We start from the raw sequence: 19,473 nt of genomic DNA on the forward strand, positions 1-19,473 counted from the left end.
AACCCTACAGGTTGAGCAGAAGTCAGCGGGCGCCCGCCAGTTACCCGGCGGGCGCACAGAAGGATTTAGGCCTGGGCGTTGGCGAAGGCCTGCATGGCGCCCTCGACGCGCACGACGGCAAGCGCGTTGACGACAAACTCCTCAAGGCCGGCAATCTGCGTAAGGTCTTCGCCCCACATCTGCTCGTTGCTGAGCACGTCGTGCACCAGCTCGGCATCGTCTGCACCGGCGTGGGCGGCGTAGAAGTCGAGCACGAAGGCGTCGTCCTGAGCGGTGTACTCGGTGCCGTCGGCACGGCGCAGGTGCAGGCCATCGCCCTCGCGAGCAACAAGTTCCTGCGTATAGAAGGCGATGAGCGTAGCGAGGCTCGTGGCCAGGCACTTGGGCAGGCTGCCGGTCTCGGCAACATAGTCCTTGAGCGTGGGCAGGTCGCGAGCGCGCCACTTGGCCGTGGAGTTGAGGCAAATGGAGAGCAGCGCGTGGTCGATAAACGGGTTGTCGAAGCGGTTCTCGACGGCGGCGGCAAAGGCCTTGCAGTCCTCGACATCCAGATCGGCGGCAAGCGTCGGGATGACCTCGTCGTAGAGCATGGTGTTCATGAAGCCGCGAACGGTCTCGTCGTGCATGCAATCGCGCACGATATCAAAGCCGGCAACCCAGGAGCCCGGAACGAAGGCGGTGTGGGCACCATTGAGGATGCGGACCTTACGCTTCTTGTACGGGGTGACATCGGGGGTCACAAAGACGCCCGGCAGGCCGGCCTTCACGAAGGGAAGCTTCTCGGCAAGCGACTCGTCGCCCTGGATGCCCCACATCTGGAAGGGCTCGCGCACGGCCAGGAAAGGATCCTCGTAGCCCAGGCGCTCGGCCACGGCAGCGGCCTCCTTGGGGTCGCGGATGCGGCCGGGGACGATAGTGTCGACGAGCGTGGTGCAGACGGTGCAGTCGTTGGCCATCCACTGCGCAAACTCGTCCTCCCAGCCCCAGTCGTTCACGTACTGGTTCATGATGCGCAGCAGCTCCTCGCCGTTGTGATCGATGAGCTCGCAGGCGAGCACGATGACGCCCGGCTTGCCGGCAGCCCAGCGAGTGTGAAGGACCTGGACAAGCTTGGCGGGAAAGCTCGCGGGCGGCATGTCGTCGGCCTTGCAGGACGGGTCGTAGGCAATGCCGGCCTCGGTGGTGTTGGAGACGATAATCTCCAAATCGTCGGAGACGGCGACCTCCATCATGGCGCGGTAGTCGTCCTCACGATACGGATTGAGGCAGCGGCTGCAGGCGCTGATCACACGGGACTCGTCGACCGTGTTGCCGCTCTCCTTGCCGCGCACCAGCACGGTGTACAGGTCATCCTGAGAGTTAATGCCATCGGCAAAGCCAAAGGCGCCGCTGATGGGCTGGACCATGACAACCTTGCCGTTCCAGCCGGTTGCCTCGTTGCCCATGTCAAAGAAGCGGTCGACGAAGGCGCGCAGGAAATTGCCCTCGCCAAACTGCAGAACCTTCTCGGGCGCGTCCTTGGGCAGCAGGTAGCCCTTGTAGCCAATCTTCTCGAGCGTCTCGTAGCTGATGTTCTCCATCGATGTCTCTCCTTAGATTGCTGTTAGCGTGCAGGCAAAACGGGGGCGCCGCGTGTGGCAACGGCGCTTCCGAGTTCGGTGTGGTTCGATGCGGGTTTAGGCCTCGACGGTATCCAGGTCAAAGCCAAAGTAGCGGACCGCGTTGTTGTAGCTGATGTCGCGCACGATGGCTCCCAGCAGCTCCATGTCGGCCGGATACTTGCCCTGCTCGACCCACTCGCCGATCACGCCGCACAGCACGCGACGGAAGTACTCGTGACGCGGGTAGGACAGGAAGGAGCGGGAATCGGTAAGCATGCCCACAAAGTTGCCCAGCACGCCCTCGTTAGCCAGAGCCGTGAGCTGCTCGCGCATACCGACCTCGTTGTCGTTGAACCACCAGGCAGAGCCGTTCTGGATCTTGCCGGCAGTCGGAGCCTCCTGGAAGCAGCCCATCACGGTATCGATCATGGTGTTGTCGATGGGGTTCAGGCTGTACAGGATGGTCTTGGGCAGACCCGTGGACTCCTGGATGGAGTTGAGGAAATCGGCCAGCTGGTCGGACGGCGTGTAGTTGGAGATGCAGTCGTAGCCGGTGTCGGGACCGAGATTGGCGAACATAGCGCGGTTGTTGTCACGCTTGCAGCCAAAGTGCAGCTGCATGGCCCAACCCAGACGGACATACTCGCCGGCGACGAACTGCATAAAGGCCGTCTTGTACTTGAGGACCTCGTCCTCGGCAAGCGGCTCGGCGGCAAGGCCCTTGGCAAAGATAGTCTCGATCTCGTCGGCGGTAGCCGGAACGTACATAACGTAGTCGAGCGCGTGGTCGGAAGCGCGGCAGCCCAGCTCGTGGGCAACGTCGTAGCGCTTGGAGATGGCGGCCTTCATGCCCTCGAAGTCGCTGATCTCAACGCCGGCAACCTCGGAGAGATGCTTGCAGTAGTCGGCGAACTCCTGGCCACGCTCGATGCGCAGGGCGGCATCGGGGCGCATGGCGGGAACGACCTGGACGTCAAAGCTGTCGTCGGCGGCAATCTTCTTGTGCCACTCAAAGCTGTCGGCGGGGTCGTCGGTAGTGCAGATCATGCGGACGTTGGACTGCTTGATCAGGTTGCGGCAGGTAAAGCTGGCCTCAGCGAGCTTGGCGTTGGCAAGGTCCCAGACCTCCTGAGCGGTTTTGCCGTTCAGGACGCCCTCGTAGCCAAAGTAACGCTTAAGCTCCAGGTGGCTCCACTCAAAGACGGGGTTGCCCACGCAGCGGCCCAGGGTCTCGGCCCACTTCTGGAACTTCTCGCGAGCAGGAGCATCGCCGGTAATGAAGCGCTCGTCAACGCCGTTGGCACGCATCAGACGCCACTTGTAGTGGTCGCCGCCCAGCCAAACCTCGGTGATGTTCTCAAAACGCTTGTCGTCCCAGATCTCCTTGGGAGAAATGTGGCAGTGGTAGTCAACGATGGGCATGCCCTCGGCAAAGTTGTGGAACAGCTCCTCACCGGTCTTGGTGCTCAGCAGGAAATCCTGATCGTCCATGAAGTTTTTCATCAAACAACCCCTTTGTTGGCGGAGCGGGCGCACGATGCGCTCGTTATCCTCTAGGTGAACGTTCACTATACTAATTCATTGCGACTTAAAAGGTGAACGTTCACCTAACCACCATGGGGTGAACGGTCGATTTTGCCCGTTCAACGGTTACTGGAGCCGTGACTTGTATGTATTGCGAATTGGCAGGGGTCCCCGAATACCGAACTTGAGCGCTTTGGCCAGGTGGGTCATGTTCCGCCGTGCATTTTTGGGAGTATTCAGCATCGGAGCGCACCGCGCACCGTCTTCGAAGCCCTATCTGATGCTCATATTGCGCCCAATCGGCATAAATAAGTGCCCCCGATGGCGAATTACGCCATCGGGGGCACTGAAAACAGTCGTCCTAGCCTCTTTCGGGACACGCCATTGCTGAATACTCCAATAAATGCACGTCGCAAGAGGGGGTACCTGACTAAACAGCTAAATTCCCGCAAGCTCGCAGTAGCGGTCGACGTTGCTGGCAAACACCATCTCCACAGCACCCTTCTGCACGGGCTCCGCCGGAGTTTTACCCCACAGCAGATACTCGCCCAAGGTCTTGGCACCACGGTAGGCCAAGCTCACCGGGTCCTTATAGACGATATTGGTAAAAATGCCGCGGCGTAAGGCCAGGGCGCTCTCGGGGAACAGGTCGTTGCCGATTACCATGACCTGGCCGGCCTTGCCGCTCGAAACAAGCGCGTCGGCGACCACTTCGGAACCAACGGCAAAAACGCTACAGATGAGCTCGGGAGCATCCGGCGCACTCAAGCGCTGCTCAAGCTCCCGCTCGAGCTGTTTGACTTGCGCATGGGCGCCGGCAAGGTCCTCAACTTGCCATGGAATATCGTGTTCGCGCAGGTAATTATGAAAGGCGCGGGCGGTCAGATAGTGCGAGTCGGTATAAGGGTCGCCCGCCAACAGGAGCACGCGGGCGTCAGCCCCAGAAGCGTGGACCAGGTTAGCCGCCTGCTCTGCCATAAGGCTGCCTGCCGTGGAATAGTCCGCCAAACTGGCACCCAGGCGATCGAGGTGCGGGCGATCGCCGTCGACGAGCTCGATCGCCACGCCCGCCTCAGCAATCTGCCTCAAAAGCTCGGTCGCGCGGTCATCGCCCGGAACATAGGCAAGCAGACCGTCGATTTTCTCCCCTACCTGCAGGCGCTCATCAATCTGCTCGAGCGCATCGGCGTAGCCGCCCACGCCAAATTCAACACGCTCAACCGTAATACCCCGGTCGATGACCTCCTGCTCAAAGCGGTTGCAGCCTTCCCACAGGTAACGGAAAAAGTACGCCCCCTCGCGCGATGCGCGGGGCAGGCAAAACACCAGGTTGATATCCTTGCGGCGCAGGCTCGAGGCACTTGTGTTGCGGTGGTAACCCATGGCCTCGGCCTTAGCATTCACCTTGGAGCGCACGGATTCGCTCACGCCGGCCTTACCCGTCAGGGCCTTGTGCACGGTATTGATGGAAACGCCAAGCTCGGCGGCTATGTCCTTCATGGTTACGCGAGCGCTCATGGGGTTACTCCGTTATAGATAAGTTGCCAATTAACAGTACAGGTAACGATACCCCAAAATGACTCTTCAACTCGCCGCGCTCTCCCCCAAATGTGCAAAGCGCCCCGCGAACGGATGCTCGCGAGGCGCTTGGGTGCCTGGACCTTTATTTGATGCCGCGGCCCAAGTCTTCGGCGATTTTGTCTACGCCCTTAAGTGCGGCGCAGGTCTTTTTGTTGGAGCAATGTCCTGTGCAAACGCCACCTTGAGCGCAGTCGGCGCAGGTGCCCTTGCGATAAATGCGCACGCACACGGCGACAAACGCAATGGCGATAACGGCCAGTACAACAATATCGATAGGTGCCATAGCAAGCCTCCTCTAGTTAACCACCACTTACTTTACCCCATTCTCCACCTGCCAAAAAGGGACAGGTTTATTTTGGTCGGTTTTATCTGCGGAAACGTCACATCTCCCCCACCAAAAAGCCCGAGTGTCGCTGGGACACCCGGGCTCGTGGAAAGGGGCTAATCCTTATTCGGACTTAAGCGGAAACTGCGGCGGAAGCGGTGTTGGTCTCGTCCTCATCGGTCCAGGCGTGCTTAGGCATGGGACGGAAGATCTGGAAGAGCATCGCAACCAGCAGAACGATGGCTACAACCGTCCAAATACCAAACTGGCCAAGGACAAGCAGGTTGTAGAACTGGTTGATGAACAGGCCGATCACCCAAGCAAAGGCGCACTCGTAGCCGATGGCAATCGCGGTCCACTTGCCGGAGTCCATCTGGTTGCGGATGGTGCCCATGGCAGCAAAGCACGGAGCGCACAGCAGGTTGAAGGCGCCAAAGGCAACGCAAGCGCCCATAGTCGGGAACATGCCGGCAAACGCGGTCCACAGGCTCGGGTCGGTCTCGGCAGCGTCGGCAACGGACAGCAGCGAGCCGGCAGTGGCGACGACGTTCTCCTTGGCGACGAGGCCAGAGACAGTCAGCGCAGTTGCCTGCCAGGTGCTAAAGCCGAGCGGGGCGAAAATCCAGGCGACCAGGTTGCCGAGCATGGCAAGCACGGAGTAGTCCATGAACTCCTCGGGGATGCCGTCCATAGCAGGCAGGAAGCCAAAGGAACCGTTGTAGCTACCAAAGTTGGAGAGGAACCAAACCACGACGGTAGAGGCGAAGATGACCGTGCCGGCCTTCTTGATAAAGGCCCAGCAGCGCTCCCATACATGCAGCGCCCAAGAGCGGATCGCCGGGAAGTGGTAGGCAGGAAGCTCCATAACAAACGGCGTCGGACGACCGGCGAAGAGCTTGGTCTTCTTGAGCATGAGGCCCGAGGCGATGACGGCAAAGACGCCCAGGAAGTAGAAGAGCGGGCTGATCCACGCGGCGGTGGTGGAAGAATCGCCGATGATGGAACCCATGAGCAGGGCGATGATCGGCAGCTTGGCGCCACAGGGAATGAACGTGGTCGTCATGACCGTCATGCGACGGTCCTTCTCGTTCTCGATGGTCTTGGTGGCCATGACACCGGGGACGCCGCAGCCCGAGGACACGAGCATGGGGATAAAGGACTTACCGGACAGGCCAAAGCGGCGGAACACGCGGTCCATGATGAAGGCGACGCGGGCCATGTAGCCGCAGTCCTCCAGGAAAGACAGCATCACGAACAGCAGGAACATCTGCGGCACAAAGCCGAAGATGGCGCCCAGGCCGCCGACGATGCCGTCGCAGACCAGCGAATCGACCAGGCCGCCGTCCTCGGTGCCGCCCGCCACGAGGGCGTCGTGCACCATGGTGGTGATACCCGGGACATAGGGACCGTACTGTGCCGGGTCGACCGAGTCGGCATTGTCGCCCGCAGCCTCAACAGCTGCGTCATAGGCGTCGCGACCCTGACCGAGCACGTACCAGCCGTCGGTACCGAAGAGCTGGTCGTTGGTGAAGTCGGTCACCGTGCCGCCCAGGGTGGAAACGGCGATGTAGTACACGCAGAACATGATGACCACGAAGATCGGCAGGCCCAGGATACGGTTGGTAACCACGCGGTCGATCTTCTCGGAGGTGCTCATCTTGGCCGGAGCCTTGGTGAGGCACTCGTCGATGATGTGGGCAATCACGCCATAGCGCTCACCGGTGATGATGGACTCGGCATCGTCGTCGCAGTCCTGCTCGCACTGGGCGACCAGCTGCTCCACGCGAGCGGCCTTCTCCTTGGTGAGGTTAATAAGCTTGCAGGCGTCCGCGTCGCGCTCGAACAGCTTGACGGCGTAGTAGCGACGCTTGTTGGCGGAAACGCTCGCCGGCAGGTTGTTCTCGATGTGGTCCAGAACGTCCTCGATGGAGGAATCGAACTTATGCTCCGGCACCTGGCCCTTGGAAGCAGCGGACTTCTTGACCTGCTCGAACAGCTCCTTAATGCCCTTGTTCTTAAGGGCCGAGATCATCATGACCGGGCAGCCGAGCTTCTTGGAAAGCTTGTCCGTGTCAATCTTGTCGCCGTTCTTCTCGACCAGGTCGGCCATGTTGAGGGCAACGACCACGGGCAGGCCGGTCTCGATAACCTGAAGCGCCAGGTACAGGTTGCGCTCCAAGTTGGTAGCGTCGACCACCTGGACGACGACGTCGGGCTCGCCGCTCATAAGGTAGTCGCGCGAGCACTGCTCCTCGGGGCTATAGGGGGAAAGCGAGTAGATGCCGGGGAGGTCCGTAATCGTGACGCTCTTGTCGCTCAGGAGCTTGGCTTCCTTTTTCTCAACCGTGACGCCCGGCCAGTTGCCAACGTAGCCGTTGGCGCCGGTGATCAGGTTGAAAAGCGTGGTCTTGCCGCAGTTGGGGTTACCCGCCAGCGCGACATGGATCTGAGAATCCGCCATTCAATCCTTCTTCCTTGTATGCCCGCGTACCTTCTCCGCGCGGGCTGGATAATGTGCTTCAACGCTGCAAGTTTGAGTTAGAAAAACCTAACTTTATCTGCAGAAATATTCGCCGTCGGCCCTTACTGGACCTCGACGACGGCAGCCTCCTCCTTGCGGATGGAAAGCTCGTAGCCGCGCACGTTGATCTCGACCGGATCACCGAGCGGTGCAACCTTTACGACCTTGAACGAAGTGCCCTTGATGAGCCCCAGGTCCATAAGGTGGCGGCGCAGCGCGCCCTCACCGTGAAGCTTGACGATGGTAGAGCTCTCGCCCACCTTAACGTCACCCAACGTCTTCATCCTCTTGTCCCCCTTTCGGTTTTTATGAAATGCTGCGGACTAACCGACGGTCATGATGTGCATGGCAACCTTGGAATCGATGCCAAAGCGTGCGCCCAGCACCGTGACGATGATATTGGCGCCGCTCGAGCTCACCACGTGGATCTCGTTGCCCTCGACAAAGCCGAGGTCCTTGAGATGGTGCTTCATATCCTCATTGCCCTTTACGCGAGACACGCGCACGGTTTCGCCCGCTTTTACCATCGAAAGCGGCATAGCCGGCATCTGCGGTCCGCAAGACATGAGTGAGCTCCTAACGTCAGTTCGTCCTCAACATCGACGCAGCAAAAGTTAACCACGTCTATGTTCGCTATAGTAAACTAGCACGTGGTTAACTTTTTGGAAAGGGTCCCCATTTAGATTTCGAAAAAGTTTCCTATACGAAACAAAAAGGCGCGGCAAAGAGCTGTCCTTTGCCGCGCCCTGTCATGCTTAGAGCGAGAGGTTTCTGATCGATGTGACGCAGGAAGCCTCGTCTACGCCCGAAACGCGGAAGATGATGTCCTCGCCGCACTCGCCGTAGAGAGCCATGAGCCCCATTACATCGCGGCCGTCGGTATGGCGATCGCCGATACTGACCGATACGTTGCTACGATGCTTGGCAATGATGTCGTAAAGCAGCGCAACCGGGCGGGCATGCAGTCCCAACGGATCTTTAATCGTCTTTGTAAACTCGACCATGTCCCCTCCCGCGGCATCGCACATTCGGCCGGCAAACCCAGCCACGTGGTAGTTATTGTACGTTACCGGCGCACCCCCGTCCCACAAAAAACGAGGGAAGGCACACGTCCTTCCCTCGTTACAGGCAATAGGTAGCCGCTTGCCTACATCAAGCGCAGGCTGACGTCCTTGAGCTGGGCGCCGGAAACGGCACTCGGAGCGCCCGACATGAGGTCGGAGCCGCTGGCCGTCTTGGGGAACGCCATGACGTCGCGAATGGAGTCGGAGCCGGTGAGCAGCATGCACACGCGGTCCAGGCCCAGGGCGAAGCCGCCCATCGGGGGCGCACCAAACTTGAGAGCCTCCATGAGGAAGCCGAACTGCGACTCGGCGCGCTCCTCGGTAAAGCCCAGGAGCTTGAGCATGGACATCTGCATCTCGGCGTTGTGGATACGCATACCGCCGCCGCCGGCCTCAAAGCCGTCCATGACAAAGTCGTAGGTGCACGAACCGGCTGCCAGCGGGTCGGCCTCGATCTTGGCGATGTCGGTCTCGGTCGGCAGGGTAAAGGGCTGGTGCTCGGCAGCGTAGGCCTTGCGGTCCTCATCCCAGTGGAACAGCGGGAAGTTGACGACCCACAGGAAGTCGTGGCCCTCGCGCTTGATCTCGAGCGCGTTAGCCATGTGGGAACGCATGCCGCCCAGGATCTCGTCAGAGAGCAGGCGCGGACCGGCGGCGAACATCACAAGGTCGCCGGGCTCGACGTTCATGCGCTCACGCAGAGCCGCCATCTCCTCGTCCGAGAAGAACTTGACGATGGGGCTGTTGATGGAGCCATCCTCGCGGAAAGCGATCCAGGCCAGGCCCTTGGCGCCAAACGTGGAGGCCACGCCGGCGAGCTTATCGATCTTGGCACGTGCCCAGGCACCGGCGCCCTTGGCGTTGATGGCCTTGACGACAGAGCCCTCCTCGTTTGCGGCAGTCGCAAAGACCTTGAACTTGGAGTTGGCAAAGATGTCGGTCAGGTCGACCAGGTGCATGCCGTAGCGAGTATCGGGCTTGTCGGAGCCATAGGTGTCCATGGCCTCCCAGTAGTCCATGCGACGCAGCGGCGTGGGCATCTCGACACCCATGCGGCCGAAGGCGTCGGCCAGGACCTCCTCGAGCGCGCTCATAACGTCATTCTGGTCCACGAAGGACATCTCGATATCGACCTGGGTGAACTCGGGCTGACGGTCGGCACGCAGGTCCTCGTCGCGGAAGCACTTGGCAACCTGGTAGTAGCGCTCGACGCCACCGACCATGAGCAGCTGCTTCAGAAGCTGCGGGGACTGCGGCAGGGCGTAGAAGTTGCCCGGCTGAATACGGCTGGGAACGATGAAGTCGCGAGCGCCCTCGGGCGTGGACTTAAACAGGGAGGGCGTCTCGACCTCCATGAACTCACGGTTGTGCAGCGCCTCGCGAATGGCAAAGGTGAAGTCGGAGCGCAGCTTGAGGTTGGCCATCATCTCGGGACGACGAAGGTCCAGATAACGATAGCGCAGGCGGGTGTCCTCGCTGGTCTCGATGCCGTCCTCGATCTGGAACGGCGGGGTGACGGAAGTGTTGAGCACCTCGGCATGATCGGTCAGGACCTCGATCTCGCCGGTCGCGAGCTTGGTGTTGGTGGTCTCCTCGCCACGGGCGCGCACGACGCCATGGATCTTGATGGGCCACTCGGGACGCATAGTCTCGGCGATCTTAAAGGCGTCGCCGTCGGAGTGCTCGGGGTCGAAGGTGAGCTGCGTGATGCCCTCGCGGTCGCGAAGGTCGCAGAAAATAAGGCCGCCGTGGTCGCGGCGACGGCTCACCCAACCGGTGAGGGTGACCTCTTCGCCCACGTTCTCGCGGCGAAGCTCGCCGCAGGTACGGGTGTGCATGGAATGCTCGTCGATGGGACGGGTCTGGCTCATACCAGTGATCCTCCTTTATGGATCTGTGCCGCCCCGTGTCGTTCCGGGCGGCGTCGTACAGATTTGCCCGGCCTGCGTAAACCGCGCAGCCAGACATGGCGTCCTATCTTATCGCACCTGTGTCGATGTGCCGCGGAAAAGTAGCTCCTGCCCAAAGACTTGACGGAGACGAAACAATTGACGCGCCGTGGCCGTCGCCAAGGCGCGCCGCGTGCGACAATATGCCCCAATAAAACAGCACTCGGAAAGGCCCGCCATGACTGCACGCCTCATCGTTATGGATATCGACTCCACGCTCATCAACCAGGAGGTCATCGACCTGTTGGGCGAAGAGGCCGGCGTGGGCGAGCAGGTGGCACAGATCACCGAACGCGCCATGCGCGGCGAGCTTGACTTTAAGCAGGCGCTCGAGGAGCGCGTGGGGCTGCTCGCCGGCCTGGACGAGAGCGTGTTCGAGCGCACCTTTGAGCGCGTGACATTTACCCCCGGCGCGTTGGAGCTTGTGCGCTCAGCGCACAGCAAGGGCTGGAAGGTCGGCGTGGTGAGCGGCGGCTTTCACGAGGTCGCCGACAAGATCGTGGCTGCCACGGGCATCGATTTTTGCCTGGCCAATCGTCTGGAGGTCGTGGACGGCAAGCTCACCGGTAAGTTGGCTGCCGACATTGTGACCAAGGAGTCCAAGCTCATCCAGCTGCTGGACTGGGCAGTTGAGTGCGGCGTCGATATGGCACACACCGTGGCAATCGGCGACGGCGCCAACGACATCCCCATGATCCAGGCCGCAGGCACGGGCATCGCGTTTTGTGCCAAGCCCAAGACGCGCGAGGCCGCCCCGTTTACCATCGACGAGCGCAACCTGATGCTCGCCATGGACATCATCCTGCGCGACTAGTCGATCCGTCTAACAGTTGAATCAGTCTGTCCTATAGTTTCCGAACAATTTTGTCTTAGTGTTCGGAAATATACCCTTTGAGTGCTAGACTTTGCGCCGTCGAAGGGAACATATATGGATAAGCGAGATCTTGAGCAATTGCTGAGCGATGTTGCCGGCGGAGCAGTCACCCCTGCCGACGCCCTCACGCGCATCCAGACGGCTCCGACCGCCGATTTGGGCTTTGCGCAGCTCGATCTTTCGCGCGGGGTGCGCCAGGGAGCCGGCGAGGTTGTCTACGGGGCCGGTAAAACCGCCGATCAGATTGCCGCCATTATCGAAGCACTGCACGATGCCGGCCAGGAGCGCATCCTGGTCACGCGCCTGGATGCCGAAAAAGCCGCGCGCACCGCTGAGCTTCTTGGCAACGGCATCGACCTGGGGTATGTCCCGGACGCACAGCTCGCCCTCGTGGGCGGCAAGCCCTCCCCTACCGGCAACGGACGCATCGTCGTCGCCTGCGCCGGCACGAGCGACCTGCCCGTCGCCGAAGAAGCCGCGTTGACGGCCGAGTTCTATGGCAACGAGGTCGACTGCCTCTACGACGTGGGTGTCGCCGGCCTGCACCGTCTGCTCGCGCATGCCGAGGAACTTGCCCAGGCACAGGTGGTCATCGCCATTGCCGGCATGGAGGGCGCACTGGCGAGCGTTGTCGGCGGCCTGGTAAGCTGTCCGGTCATAGCCGTTCCCACCAGCGTGGGTTACGGCGCGAGCTTTGGTGGCGTAGCCGCGCTGCTCGCCATGCTCAACTCCTGCGCCAGCGGCGTTTCGGTCGTCAACATCGACAACGGCTTTGGTGCCGCCTACCAGGCAAGTCTTATCAATCATCTGAGCGCCGGCACGCCCTGCGCCCGTTAAGGAGCATTCCATGTCCAATCATCAGCACACGCTTATCATCGACGGCACCTCGGGCATCAGCGGCGATATGACCGTCGCGGCCCTGCTCGACCTAGGCGCCAGCGAGGAGCACCTGCGCGAGCAGCTCGCCACGCTGCCGGTCGACGGCTTTACGATCGCCGTCACACGCGTAAGCAAGCATGGCATCGACGCCTGCGACTTTGACGTCCAGCTTGCAGAGGAACTCGAGAACCACGATCACGATATGGCCTGGCTCTACGGCAACGAAGCAGCTGCCGAGCACACGCACGAGCATGAGCACCACCATCATGATCATGGCGAGCACGAACACGAGCACTGCCACGAGCATGACCACGACCACGAGCATGACCACGACCACGAGGGTCACCATCACGCCCACCACCATCACCACCGTTCTTTGGCTGACGTCACCGCCATCATCGATGGCTCGCAGTTAAGCGATGGCGCCAAGCGTCGCGCCCTCGCCATTTTTTCCGTACTCGCCGCTGCCGAGGCCAAGGCTCACGGCAAAACGCCCGAGACCGTCATGTTCCACGAGGTGGGCGCCGTCGATTCCATCGTCGACGTCTGCTCTGTCGCCATCTGCCTCGATGACCTGGGTATTGAGGACATCGTGGTCGAGTCGCTCTCCGAGGGTCACGGTACCATCCGTTGTGCCCACGGTCTCATGCCCATTCCCGTCCCCGCTGTCGTCAACCTGTGCCAGGCGGGCAATATCGCCCTCACGCCCGCACCAGTCGCCGGCGAGCTTGTGACGCCCACGGGCGCCGCCATCGTCGCCGCACTGCGCACGTCCGAGCACCTGCCGGCCCGCTACCGCATCGAGGCCGTCGGCTACGGCGCCGGCAAGCGCCCCTACGAGGGTTGCTCCGGCACGCTCCGCTGCCTGCTCGTTGACGCGGACGCATAGCCATGGATGCCCGCAAGGCAAAAAGCCGCGCTGCCATCGTTGCGGCGTTCTCCGAGCTGCTGCGCGAAGAGGACTACGGCAAGATCACCGTCGGCGACATTATCGCTCGCGCCCATGTGGGTCGGGCCACGTTCTACGGCCTCTTCAAAAGCAAAGATGATCTGCTCGCTGAGCTCGTGAGCGACATCTGCACCCACGCCCTCGACGATGACGGTACGCCCCTCGATGACCCGCTCGTTCAGGTCGAGCATATCCTCAACAACCTCTGGGAGCGCCGCCAGGGCGTACGTGCCCTCGTAGCCGGCGCCGGCTCACGCGTCTTCGCCGACTGCTTACGCAAAACCATCATGTCACGAGCAGCCGAAACCGTCCCTACCGACCCAAACGGCCCCGCCACCACTATGGACCGAAGCTTCCTACTACACCACATAGCCTCAAGCTTCGTAGGAATGGTCCAATGGTGGGCCTGGCACAACTTCCAAGCCCCAAAAGAGGACGTAGCCAAAGACTACCTATCAGCCATAAAACCCCTCTTCAACTAAGTAAGAAGCTCATCCCAAAGCACCGCCCCACGCCAAGGCGCCACGCATCCCAAAGTGTCACTCGAACCTCAAAGCGTCAAACAACAAAGTGCCCACCACATCCAAATTCAGATATATATGTTGGTTGCTTGTTCGAACGCAACTGGATTCCCGCAGGGTCCGGCATAGGTTAACTTTCCGCCGCACTCCGCAGGACGCAAGAAGCTCCCGCCGCACGAAGTGCGCAGCGGGAGCTTCTTGCATGTCCGAGGACGCGGCGGAAAGTTAACCTATGCCGGACCCGGGCGTTCTATCAATTGTCTTGGACTAGAACATGCCCAAGAAACCATGCACAAACAACGCAGCCACGATGGCACCGACAAACGGAGCGATGCCAGGAACAAGCAGGCCGTACTTCCAGTTGTTGTCAGCCTTGTTCTTAATCGGCAGCACCTGATAGGCCATGCGAGGACCAAGGTCACGGGCCTGGTTCATGGCGAAGCCAGTGATACCTCCCATGCCCATGCCAACAGCCCAAACGATCAGACCGACGCAGATGGCGAGCATCAGAACGTTCTCACCAGCACGGTTAGCAGCAGCAAGGATGGCGCTGATGAACACAAAGGTGCAGATAGCCTCGCAGAAGAAATTACGGGCATAGTTCGTACCCTCGGTGGTGGGGTTGGTCGAGAAGATGTTGCGCTGAGCAATGGGATCGATGACACCATCGGAAGCCTTGAACTCATCGGCATACATCAACCATGCGATCACGGCACCCGCAAAGCCGCCGAGCATATCGGCAATCATGAAGGGGATGCAGCTGCTCCACGGCACCAGACCGACGATGCACTGGGCAAGCACCATAGCCGGGTTCATGCACACGGCGCCACCAAAGACAAACAGGCAGACCGAGATGCCAAAAGACCAAGTGGTGATGGCAAACATATGGCCGGAGCCCTGATACTTGGTACCCTTAAGCACGGTATCGCAGTGCACGCCCACGCCAAAGATGATCATGAGGGCCGTTGCGCCGAATTCGCAGAGGAGTTTGGTAAGCATAAAACCTTATCTTTCTTGTCGGTTATAAACGATTCGTTTAGGCCGCGTGCTAGTGCTGTGCGACGACAACGCCCAGGCCATCGGGAATGACGGCCACCTTGGCATCGGCACCCTTCATCTCAAAGGCGAGCTTGAGCGCCTCATCGAGGGTGTTGACCGGCGTCATGTGCATATCCTTGATCATCTGGTGATCGCACAGGTCGGTGACCATGATCACAGGGTGATGCGCCAGGATGCGGGCAAAGATCTGGCTCGTCCACTGGTCGGGCAGGGTCTCGTCCTTAGGACGGTCGATGCAGGCACGCTCAAACTCCGCCGGATCGTTGTCGGCGATGTTGTGATAGAAGCCCTCGCCACCGTGACCGTCGGCACAGCCGGCGACGTCGATGATCACGCCGCCCTCGGGAAGCGTAGCCTCGGCAGAGCACATGCCCTTCACGGCCTGATAGATGTTCTGGTCGAGCGGGTAGCCGCCGTTGGTGGTAATGGCAATCTCGCACTCGACGGGCTCAACGCCGGCAAGGCTCTTCACGAACTCGCAGCCAGCCTCGTGCGCCTTGTGGATGTCGCCGGCAAAGGAGCCGATGACCTCGTGCTTGCCGTTGAGCACCACGTTGAGCACAAAGGCAAGGTGAGCCATCTCGGCAGCGGCAAACATGTCCTCGCTCACGTGGTTGTGGCACAGGTTGCCGGCACGCGAATGGGAATCGTTCACAAACTGACCGTTGTGGTTGTACATGATGGTCTTGTAGCTGGCGATACCAGGCAGGACGGACTTGCGGCTGCCAGAGAAACCGGCAAAGAAGTGCGGCTCAATAAAGCCCTCGGCAAGCAGCAGATCGCAATCGGCAGCAATCTTGTTGATGATGCACTCGCCGCCAGAAGGCAGGGTGCCGATCTTTTTCATCATGCTGTCATCGGTCGCGACGTGCATAACGATTTCCTCGTTGGCAACGATCTCCTCGCCGTACTTGTTGACGAGCTCCTCGTGCGTCGACGGACGATGCATACCCGTAGCAACCAGAATACGCACGCGAGCCTCGGGCGCAGCAGAATGGATGTGATGCAGCAGAATAGGCATCGTCACACGCGAGGGAACGGGACGCGTATGATCGGAGCTAATGATGACAATATCCTTCTTGCCAGCACAAAGCTCCTCGAGCGAAGGCGAGCCATAAGGGTTGGCAAGCGACTCCTCCACCAGCTCTTCCTGCGATTTTGTAGTCTTAAACTCGTTTTGATGACCTTCCATCACACCCGCAAAGTTCTTATCCTCGAGCTCCAAATGCAACGTCTTGTGGTCAAACGGCAGTTCACATTCAAACAATGACGAGCGCCCTCTTCCTTTCAACTGACACACTAGATAAACCGTTGGAAGGATACGCCGCTCACCGAAAAACACCACCGTCCACCGACTCATTAACACAACGTTCATATTTGACCCACAACAAAACGACCGCGATCCCAAACGGAGCCGCGGCCGCTACAGTCGTAAGTCGAGAAGCGCCACATGCATCTCAATCCCGATCGATAAGACGCGTGGCGCGAAGCGCCAAACGCGCCGCCGGGACAAACCCCATCCAAAACGCGCGAAGCGCACCATTATTCCCCCAGCCAGTAATCCGCCGAAGACCGGACATCGCAGGGGCCGCCGTATGTTTGCTTTCCGGCGCACTCCGCAGGACGCAAGAAGCCCTCGCCGCACGAAGTGCGCAGCGAGGGCTTCTTGCATGTCCGAGGACGCGCCGGAAAGCAAACATACGGCGGCCCCGGACAGCGACTACAGGGCTATCGATTACCCCGTGTTTTGCAATCCTGCCGAGACGCCGGTCACAGTCGAAAGAATCAGGCTCATGTACTCGGCCTTCTTCTCCTCGGCCATCTCGTCCTGGTTCATACGCACCTCGCGAAGGGCGCGGACCTGGGCGATGGACAGGGCGTCGACGTAGGGGTTACGCACGCGAACGGCGCAGCCGAGCACGCGACGACGCTGCAGCGGCCACTCATCACCGACGATGGCAAGGACCCACTTACGCGTGAGCTGCATCTCGGTGAAGACCTTCTCGGACAAATCATCGCGGTCGCCCAGGTGCAGATACATCTTGGCGATGCGCTGGTCGGTCTTGGCGATCGACATCTCGATGTTGTCGATAAAGGTGCGGAAGAACGGCCACTCCTGGTAGGCAGCCTTGAGCTGGTCAAGATCGCCAAGCTGCTCGCAGGCGGTGCCCAGACCGTACCAAGCGGCCAGGTTAATGCGCGCCTGGCTCCAGCTGAAGATCCACGGGATGGTACGCAGGTCATCGAGCGACTTGGCGCCCAGACCGCGCTTGGCGGGACGCGAGCCGATCGGCAGCAGACCGACCTCGGTCAGCGGCGTCACGGTCGAGAACCACGGTGTAAAGTCCTCGGTGTTCAGCAGGTCCAGATAGCGTTCGTGGCTTGCAGTGTTGAGCTTCTCGGCCATATCCCAGAACTTCTGCGTGGTCTCGGTGTTGGTCTTCTCGACACTCGGGGCCGACTGCAAAAGCGTTGCGGCGGCAACGGACTCAACATGGCGCTGAGCCAGCGTGCGGTTGCCGTAACGGGCAAAGATGACTTCGCCCTGCTCGGTGAGCTTAAAGAAGCAGTTGACCGAACCCTTGGGCTGCGCCAGCACGGCCTTGTTGGCCGGGCCGCCGCCACGGCCCACGGCACCGCCGCGACCGTGCATGAGCACCAGGTCGATATCGTTCTTCTCTGCCCACTTGGCGATGCGCTCCTGCGCGGAGTGCAGCGCGAGCATGGCCGTGGTAGGACCGGCATCCTTGGAAGAGTCGGAATAGCCCAGCATGACCTCCATGCGGCGGTTGGTCTGGGCAAGGCGCTTTTGCACCACGGGCAGCGTAAGCATCTGGTCGAGCACGTCAACGCAGCCCTCGAGGTCCTCGAGCTGCTCGAACAGCGGGATCACGTCGAGCTCGGGAACGTCTTCCTCGTGTGCGAAGGACAGGTGGGCCAGCTCAAAGACGTCGGCCACATGCTGGGCACTCTTGGTAAACGAGATGATGTAGCGGTGTGCCATCTTCTTGCCGTAGCGCTTTTGGATGGAACCGATGGCACGGAAGGTGTCGATGACCTCGCGCGTCATGGGCTGCAGGTCACCATGGATACCGTTCTCGTGGATATCCTTGAGGGCGCGGGCGTGCACCACGGAGTGCTGACGGAACTCCATCTCGACCATATGGAAGCCGAAGGACTCGACCTGCCAGATGATGGTTTGGACCGGACCGTAGGCGGCACGGACGGCACCGCAGGCAGCAAGCGAACGCTGGACGACGCGCAGGTCATCCAGGAACTCGTCGGCGCTGTGGTACATGGTGTCGGTGATGCGGCGCACGGTGGCGTTCAGGCGGTCGGCCATGACGAGCATGACGGCGCGATGCGGCTCGTGCTCGGAGATCAGCTCGGCGCGGGCCGTGTAACGAGGGCTCATCTCGACCTGATGGTTCCACAGGTTAATGAGCTCGGCAGAAGGCTTGCTGTAGGTGGCCTCGAGCGTGAGGTTGTGGCCGATGCGGCGGCACTTGTCCTCGAGCTTGAGCACCATGTGAGTGAAGTACTTGGCGGCGACTTCGCGGCTCACCTTGGCGGTGACGTTGGGGTTGCCGTCGCGGTCGGAGCCGATCCAGCTGCCGGGATGGAAGAACGCCGGGCACAGCGGCGGCACGGTACCGGCCTTGTCGCCCAGCACCCAGTCGTCAAAACGACGGTAGATGACGGGGATAACGTCGAACAGCGTGTTATCGAAGATGTCGATGATGGTATCGGCTTCCTCGACCGGCGTGGGCTTCTTGAGCGCGATGGGGCTCGTACGCACCAGGGCGTCGATCTCCTGCAGCATATGGCGCTCGTTCTCCACCAGGTCGGAGCCGCCCAAACGCGGACGCTCCTCCAGCAGGTTGGAGATACGGCGAATCTTGCCCTCGACGGCCTTACGACGGGCCTCGGTGGGATGTGCGGTAAAGACAGGGTGGAACTCGAGCTTGCCGAGCAGCTCATTGGCACCCTCGACGCCCATCTCGTTTACCAACTGGTGATAGGCGACGGTGAGTTCGTTGGCGGGATCGACCTCGGTATCGGTCGATGCGCCGGCCTCGCGCTCGCGCAGCTGCGCCACACGGTAGTTCTCCTCCGACAGGTTTGCCAAGTGGAAGAAGCTCGTAAAGGCGCGAACGATGACCTGCTGCTTATCAAGCGGCAGGCTGTCAATCAAATCGACGACTTCGCGAAACGCCACGGCGGTGGGCTCGTCGGCAGTGGGCACGCCCTGTTCGTCAACGGACTCGTCGGCAGCGCGGCTACCGGGGTTGCCAGCATTGACCACAATCTCGGCTGTCAAAATCTTGTCGAACAGGTCCGCGATCTCGGGATCATACTCGCTAAGCACACGACGTTCCAGGCGCAGGAACAGCGCCAGATTATCGCGCAGCTCCTCGGGGATCTCGATCTCGGCGAGACGCTCCCTGGACTCGGCATTCGAGCCGATTCGGTTAACGAGGCGGTTGACCACGGCAGCGACGCGCGCCGCGGCTTCGGGTACAGACTGGTTGCTTAGGTTCTCAGCCACGTTTCCTCCCATTCCTCCTTCTATGCACGTAACATGCGGTATTCATTATAGGCGCTTGAGAAATACTTTCGACACTG

General features: G+C 60.6%; 16 protein-coding genes. 4 read left to right on the top strand and 12 right to left on the bottom strand.

Going from position 1 to position 19,473, the window contains the following annotated elements; all coding sequences use genetic code 11:
- Positions 1 to 65: 65 nt before the first annotated feature.
- From I2H81_RS03870 to aspS, 9 genes are all read right to left on the bottom strand, one after another.
- The gene (locus tag I2H81_RS03870) at positions 66 to 1,580 is read right to left on the bottom strand and encodes a tagaturonate reductase (protein WP_195644619.1); all 1,515 of its coding nucleotides are present in this window, start codon (positions 1,578 to 1,580) and stop codon (positions 66 to 68) included.
- Positions 1,581 to 1,676: 96 nt separating this feature from the next.
- Complete coding sequence (gene uxaC / locus I2H81_RS03875) at positions 1,677 to 3,104, bottom strand: glucuronate isomerase (protein ID WP_195644620.1); 1,428 nt, start codon at positions 3,102 to 3,104, stop codon at positions 1,677 to 1,679.
- A gap of 459 nt (positions 3,105 to 3,563) precedes the next feature.
- Positions 3,564 to 4,643, bottom strand: coding sequence for a substrate-binding domain-containing protein (locus I2H81_RS03880; RefSeq protein WP_195644621.1), 1,080 nt, complete (start codon positions 4,641 to 4,643; stop codon positions 3,564 to 3,566).
- A gap of 145 nt (positions 4,644 to 4,788) precedes the next feature.
- A complete protein-coding gene (locus tag I2H81_RS03885) occupies positions 4,789 to 4,989 on the bottom strand; it encodes a hypothetical protein (protein ID WP_117637971.1) in 201 nt (66 codons plus the stop codon).
- Between the two features lie 175 nt (positions 4,990 to 5,164).
- Positions 5,165 to 7,492, bottom strand: a complete 2,328-nt coding sequence (feoB, locus tag I2H81_RS03890; RefSeq protein ID WP_195644622.1) for a ferrous iron transporter B — start codon at positions 7,490 to 7,492, stop codon at positions 5,165 to 5,167.
- A gap of 122 nt (positions 7,493 to 7,614) precedes the next feature.
- Positions 7,615 to 7,836 (bottom strand): FeoA family protein, encoded by a 222-nt coding sequence (locus I2H81_RS03895; protein ID WP_006234774.1) that lies wholly within the window; start codon positions 7,834 to 7,836, stop codon positions 7,615 to 7,617.
- A 39-nt stretch (positions 7,837 to 7,875) separates the two neighbouring features.
- Positions 7,876 to 8,118 carry a FeoA family protein gene (locus I2H81_RS03900; protein ID WP_022094360.1) on the bottom strand — a complete coding sequence of 81 codons (243 nt, stop codon included), beginning with the start codon at positions 8,116 to 8,118 and terminating at the stop codon, positions 7,876 to 7,878.
- Between the two features lie 189 nt (positions 8,119 to 8,307).
- Complete coding sequence (locus I2H81_RS03905; RefSeq protein WP_158559602.1) at positions 8,308 to 8,556, bottom strand: HPr family phosphocarrier protein; 249 nt, start codon at positions 8,554 to 8,556, stop codon at positions 8,308 to 8,310.
- Between the two features lie 143 nt (positions 8,557 to 8,699).
- Positions 8,700 to 10,487: an aspartate--tRNA ligase gene (aspS, locus tag I2H81_RS03910; protein WP_099432650.1), complete on the bottom strand. Its 1,788-nt coding sequence runs from the start codon at positions 10,485 to 10,487 to the stop codon at positions 8,700 to 8,702.
- A gap of 256 nt (positions 10,488 to 10,743) precedes the next feature.
- On the opposite strand from aspS, the gene serB reads away from it, so the two are divergent.
- The 4 genes from serB (at position 10,744) to I2H81_RS03930 (ending at position 13,749) form a co-directional block, all read left to right on the top strand.
- Entirely contained in the window at positions 10,744 to 11,379 is a 636-nt protein-coding gene (gene serB / locus I2H81_RS03915) for a phosphoserine phosphatase SerB (protein ID WP_117655517.1), read from the top strand.
- Positions 11,380 to 11,493: 114 nt separating this feature from the next.
- Positions 11,494 to 12,276 carry a nickel pincer cofactor biosynthesis protein LarB gene (larB, locus tag I2H81_RS03920; RefSeq protein ID WP_195644623.1) on the top strand — a complete coding sequence of 261 codons (783 nt, stop codon included), beginning with the start codon at positions 11,494 to 11,496 and terminating at the stop codon, positions 12,274 to 12,276.
- 10 nt (positions 12,277 to 12,286) lie between these two features.
- Positions 12,287 to 13,207: a nickel pincer cofactor biosynthesis protein LarC gene (gene larC / locus I2H81_RS03925; protein ID WP_195644624.1), complete on the top strand. Its 921-nt coding sequence runs from the start codon at positions 12,287 to 12,289 to the stop codon at positions 13,205 to 13,207.
- Between the two features lie 2 nt (positions 13,208 to 13,209).
- Positions 13,210 to 13,749 carry a TetR/AcrR family transcriptional regulator gene (locus I2H81_RS03930; protein ID WP_195644625.1) on the top strand — a complete coding sequence of 180 codons (540 nt, stop codon included), beginning with the start codon at positions 13,210 to 13,212 and terminating at the stop codon, positions 13,747 to 13,749.
- Between the two features lie 306 nt (positions 13,750 to 14,055).
- Here I2H81_RS03930 and larD read toward each other — a convergent pair whose 3' ends face one another.
- The 3 genes from larD to I2H81_RS03945 all read right to left on the bottom strand — a co-directional run bounded on the left by larD (position 14,056) and on the right by I2H81_RS03945 (position 19,396).
- On the bottom strand, positions 14,056 to 14,787 hold the full coding sequence (gene larD, locus I2H81_RS03935; protein ID WP_195644626.1) for a D/L-lactic acid transporter LarD: 732 nt from the start codon (positions 14,785 to 14,787) through the stop codon (positions 14,056 to 14,058).
- A 49-nt stretch (positions 14,788 to 14,836) separates the two neighbouring features.
- Positions 14,837 to 16,114 carry a nickel-dependent lactate racemase gene (larA, locus tag I2H81_RS03940; RefSeq protein ID WP_022093875.1) on the bottom strand — a complete coding sequence of 426 codons (1,278 nt, stop codon included), beginning with the start codon at positions 16,112 to 16,114 and terminating at the stop codon, positions 14,837 to 14,839.
- Between the two features lie 468 nt (positions 16,115 to 16,582).
- Positions 16,583 to 19,396 (bottom strand): phosphoenolpyruvate carboxylase, encoded by a 2,814-nt coding sequence (locus I2H81_RS03945; RefSeq protein ID WP_411266924.1) that lies wholly within the window; start codon positions 19,394 to 19,396, stop codon positions 16,583 to 16,585.
- Between the last annotated feature and the right edge of the window lie 77 nt (positions 19,397 to 19,473).

It is taken from the genome of Collinsella aerofaciens, from assembly GCF_015561195.1.
Classification (GTDB): Bacteria; Actinomycetota; Coriobacteriia; order Coriobacteriales; family Coriobacteriaceae; genus Collinsella; species Collinsella aerofaciens_AC.

Excerpts from the sequence above, each read along its gene's own strand:
- I2H81_RS03870 (WP_195644619.1), bottom strand. The coding sequence starts at position 1,580 with ATGGAGAACATCAGCTACGAGACGCTCGAGAAGATTGGCTACAAGGGC.
- uxaC (WP_195644620.1), bottom strand. The coding sequence starts at position 3,104 with ATGAAAAACTTCATGGACGATCAGGATTTCCTGCTGAGCACCAAGACC.
- I2H81_RS03880 (WP_195644621.1), bottom strand. The coding sequence starts at position 4,643 with ATGAGCGCTCGCGTAACCATGAAGGACATAGCCGCCGAGCTTGGCGTT.
- I2H81_RS03885 (WP_117637971.1), bottom strand. The coding sequence starts at position 4,989 with ATGGCACCTATCGATATTGTTGTACTGGCCGTTATCGCCATTGCGTTT.
- feoB (WP_195644622.1), bottom strand. The coding sequence starts at position 7,492 with ATGGCGGATTCTCAGATCCATGTCGCGCTGGCGGGTAACCCCAACTGC.
- I2H81_RS03895 (WP_006234774.1), bottom strand. The coding sequence starts at position 7,836 with ATGAAGACGTTGGGTGACGTTAAGGTGGGCGAGAGCTCTACCATCGTC.
- I2H81_RS03900 (WP_022094360.1), bottom strand. The coding sequence starts at position 8,118 with ATGTCTTGCGGACCGCAGATGCCGGCTATGCCGCTTTCGATGGTAAAA.
- I2H81_RS03905 (WP_158559602.1), bottom strand. The coding sequence starts at position 8,556 with ATGGTCGAGTTTACAAAGACGATTAAAGATCCGTTGGGACTGCATGCC.
- aspS (WP_099432650.1), bottom strand. The coding sequence starts at position 10,487 with ATGAGCCAGACCCGTCCCATCGACGAGCATTCCATGCACACCCGTACC.
- serB (WP_117655517.1), top strand. The coding sequence starts at position 10,744 with ATGACTGCACGCCTCATCGTTATGGATATCGACTCCACGCTCATCAAC.
- larB (WP_195644623.1), top strand. The coding sequence starts at position 11,494 with ATGGATAAGCGAGATCTTGAGCAATTGCTGAGCGATGTTGCCGGCGGA.
- larC (WP_195644624.1), top strand. The coding sequence starts at position 12,287 with ATGTCCAATCATCAGCACACGCTTATCATCGACGGCACCTCGGGCATC.
- I2H81_RS03930 (WP_195644625.1), top strand. The coding sequence starts at position 13,210 with ATGGATGCCCGCAAGGCAAAAAGCCGCGCTGCCATCGTTGCGGCGTTC.
- larD (WP_195644626.1), bottom strand. The coding sequence starts at position 14,787 with ATGCTTACCAAACTCCTCTGCGAATTCGGCGCAACGGCCCTCATGATC.